The sequence below is a fragment of the Streptomyces sp. NPDC006610 genome, assembly GCF_040611575.1.
Taxonomy (GTDB): Bacteria; Actinomycetota; Actinomycetes; order Streptomycetales; family Streptomycetaceae; genus Streptomyces.
This window is the reverse complement of sequence record NZ_JBEXOP010000089.1, coordinates 1-4064: the sequence shown is the minus strand read 5'-3', so window position 1 is coordinate 4064 and position 4064 is coordinate 1. Positions and strand designations below refer to the sequence as shown.

Genomic DNA, 4064 nt, shown 5'->3' with positions numbered 1-4064 from the left:
CGGGTGTCGGAGTAACTCCCGGCGCCTACGGTGATGGTGGCGGCTGCCGCGGGCGTGGCGGCCGGGCCGAGGCCGACGCCGGCCAGTGCGGCGGCCAGGACCAGCGCGGCGGCCGGCCGTGGTCGAGGAGCTGGCATGGGGAACACCTCATGTCTTTGCGGAGGACGGGGTCCCGTCGGCGGCGGGGCCGCGGGCCACCGGAGAGCGAGTGGGCGCCCTGGGGGAGGGTGGTGGTCCGCGGCGGGACCGTCGGGGGGCGGGTTCGAACCCTGGCCTGAGAGCGCTCTCAGGTGTGCCGAAACGTAAGACTCCTGAAATCCGCTGTCAATAGATCGCCCACGCCCGGCTCGCCAACCGCGCAAACCGGAAATTCCGTTGCGTGGCTGTTTCGTTGCTTTTTCGGGACTTGACGGGGAGTGCGGGCCGGGGGCACGCTCGCCTTCATTGGTTTGAGAGCGCTCTCAAGAGCGTGGAACGCTCGCTCCGCCCCGGAGCCAAGGAGGCTTCCCATGCCCATTGCCCGAACCGCCAGGAGGGCCGCAGTCCGACATTTGTCATGACCCCCGTACCGGCACCCGGCCCCGAACCCGGACCCGGACCAGAAGGACGATCGCTGACCGTCCAGCGCGCCGCCAGGATCCGAACCGTCTCATGAACTGCCTGATGGGGCACCTTCGTTACCGTCGCCGCTGCCCTTTTTCCTCTGGCGTGGGCTCACCGGACCGGGCTATCCAGAAGCAGGGCTCAACACACTCCGGAGGCGCCGATGCGGTCCCGCGAAACCAGCGGCAGGACGGACAGAACCGACAGCGACGCCACCCGGCACACGGCTCGCCCGGCCCCGCCCACTGCTCCGGCACCCGTGCAGCACCTGCTTGCCCTGCAGACCACAGCGGGCAACACCGCCGTCGTACGGATGCTCCAGCAGCAGGCGACCGGACGCCCTGCTCAGCACGAGGGCGGTGGGGACAGTGCCGCCCGCGCCCAGAACTCCGCCGTCCACGACGTCCTACGCAGCCGCGGACGCCCGCTCGACGACGTTACCCGCACCGACATGGAAGCCCGTCTCGGCGCCGACTTCTCCGACGTCCGCATCCACGACGACGCCGCAGCCCGGACCTCCGCAGCAGACCTCGGAGCCCGCGCCTACACCTCCGGCAGCCATGTCGTCCTCGGCGCCGGCGGCACCGACCCGCACACCCTCGCCCACGAACTCACCCACGTCATCCAGCAGCGCCAGGGCCCTGTCGCGGGCACCGACAACGGAACCGGGCTGCGGGTGTCCGATCCCTCGGACCGTTTCGAGCGCGCGGCGGAGGCCAACGCGGCGCGGGCGCTGGCGACATCACCGCCGCGGTCCGGGCACACGGACCACCCGGAACGTCCCGGTGAGCACCAGGCGGACACCGTGGTCCAGCGGGCTCCGCGCGAGGGCCTCCGGCAACTCGATCACCGGCCGGCCCCCGCCGCCCCGCAGGGCAAGATGCTGGACGAACTTCTCACGGAGCTGAAGAACCACGGTGATGCGTACGGCCGCTGGATCGATGACTACGGCGACAGCTTCGACGAGATCAGGCGGGTCCTGCCGGGTTTCCAGGCCACGTCCGACGAAGAACGCACCGCTTACCTCGAACTGTCCACGGCATACACCATGGCAACTACTGGTGTGTCCGACCGGAAGAACTCCGTCCAGGCCATCATCGACTACCTTCTGGACGGTGGCACCGCAGCACCCGGACTCGGCGGTTTCGGCACCCTGCGCGTCAACGACGCAGAGCTGGAAGGCAGACCGAGCTTCGCCAGGGACCTGCAGAAGGCCCTGCCGCTGAGGCCGACGCAGCACCGGCGGCACATCACCGCCTGGCACAACATCCGCGGGCTTCTCAACCGCGCGTACGCCACGGAAGGTGACGCCCTGATCACCTACCTGACCGGAAAACTCGGCGCCGGGGTGCACGAGGGGATGAGCGACGAGGCAGATGGTTTCCTCACGCGGATGCCCCCCGCCCAGTTGGGGAACGAGAACCGCATTCCCCGTGACCACGCACAGGTGCTCATGAAAGCGGCGTACCTGATGAACAGTTCCGCCGAAAACCTGTGGGCGGGCGGCGGAGCAGAGAACTCCGAGATCAACACGGTGAGCATCGCCCTCCAGAACGGTTGCCGGGAGATCGTGTCGACGCCCACACCAGAGGTGCTGACCGCCTGGTGGAACCGGCTCAGCAACTCCAGGGCATCGACCCCCAAGGCCCAGAGCGCAGTGGTCGCGGTAGTCAGGGCGATCCGCACGGCGTTGCAGCTCATGACGGATACTCCGGCGGACCGGAAGATCATCGCGGAACAGCTGAAGGACGATGTCACCAAGCACGTGATCAGGTACCTGGAGGTCGAAGCGCCCGATGCGGCGAACCAGCGCACGACGACACCTCAGGCACTCGGCGTGGCGAACGAGACGTTCGACCTGCTGTTCCTGAGCACCACGGACCAGGTCACTCTCGCCCAGGCCACAGCCGCCATCGACTTCCTCTGGACCCCCTGAAGCCCACCAGCGCGTGGACGAGGAGAAGGCTGCCCGCCAGGACGCCCATGCCGGGCCGGAAGACCAGTGATGGCGCGCAGGCTCAGGGGGTCGGCTGCCATGGCGGCGCGCCTCGGCCCGGCTGAGGCCGGCGGACACCTGTCGCGCCTGGGGCGCGCCACCGGCACGTCGCGCAGGCATGCGTCGCGCGGGTCGGCGAGCGCCGGCGAAAGGGAAGCCGTATCGAGGCTCGGCCAGGGTGGCGCGTCCGCATCTTTGCTTTCCGGCCGTCGTTGCGGGCGTCGAACGCGCCAGCGCCTTACTGATGCGGGCGGGTGCGTCACCCTATTCGTCCCTCTTCGCCCGCCTGAAGGGGAAGGGCGGATTCCTGCCCGAATGCCGGTTCGGATGAGGGGCACGGCGCGGAGACGTGTGCGATTCCTGTGACAGGTTGTCGGCGCCTGGTGACCACTGGGGTTGCCGGGATTTGTCTTCCTGTGGGGGGAAGCCATGCACACGCGTGCCTTCGGCATGCCGTTTCGGCGTGCCCGGAAAACACCGGCCGCAAGCGCCGCCATAGCGGTCCTGGCGGCGGCAGCCTTAGCCGCGGCAGTTCTGCCGGCGGCGAGCGCGACCGCCGCGGACGGCAAACCGGCATTGGCATGGGGCAAGGACAGTCCCGACTTCGAGATGCCGGCGGTGAAGGTCGGAGCGAACCTGCCGGTCAAGTCGCAGCCCTCGAAGAACCCGGCCGACCCAGGCCATGCGTCGTGGCTGCGCGAGCAGCGCGAGCGCGCCGGCCGCGGACAAGGCGGCAGGCGGCGAGCCGGCGCCGTCCGGGGGGACCACTGCGCAGTCCTCGGCGCTGAGCATCGTCCCCGAGGGTCAGGGCGATGTGCCCTGGCACCGTTACACGAGCTTCGCGATCACGGACGCTCTGAAGGCGAAGATCGACTTCTCCACCGGCAATCTGATGCTGACGGCGACGGACTTCGACATCGCCGGCGTAGGCCAACGCCTGCAGCTGGCGCGGACCTACAACTCGCTGGACGCCCCGTGGGGCAGGGTCTCGCAGCGCTGGTGGCAGCAGTACGAGCGCTACCTGTCCGTCGGCTCTTCGGAAGTGATCTTCTACGACGCTTCCGGTGCCACGGTCCGCTTCGCCAGGAACAGCGACGGCTCCTTCACCACGCCGAAGGGTTACTCGCAGGACCTGAGGAAGAACACGGACGGCACCTACACCCTGACGAAGTGGAAGTCGGGCGCGAAGGAGACCTACAACCAGTACGGAACGCTGACGAAGGTCACCGACCGCAACAAGGGCACGATCACCGTCGCTCAGAACGCCAGTGGCGGCTTCAAGCTGACCGAGACCCGCTCGGGCCGCTTCATCGACCTGGTGAAGACCTACCCCTCGCAGTGGCAGGCCAAGGACCACACCGGCCGCACCGCCGTCTGGAACCTCGACGCGAACGGCAACCTCACCACTACCACCGACACCGAGGGCAAGACGGTCACCTTCCGCTACGACTCCTCCGGCCGCATC

At 68.7% G+C, this 4064-nt stretch carries 2 protein-coding genes; both read left to right on the top strand.

The annotated features are described in order from the left end of the window. Positions 1 to 862: 862 nt before the first annotated feature. Positions 863 to 2539 carry a DUF4157 domain-containing protein gene (locus ABZY13_RS33370; protein WP_356637553.1) on the top strand — a complete coding sequence of 559 codons (1677 nt, stop codon included), beginning with the start codon at positions 863 to 865 and terminating at the stop codon, positions 2537 to 2539. Positions 2540 to 3413: 874 nt separating this feature from the next. Further along, the coding region (locus tag ABZY13_RS33365; protein ID WP_356637551.1) for a DUF6531 domain-containing protein at positions 3414 to 4064 on the top strand (651 nt) is incomplete at its 3' end.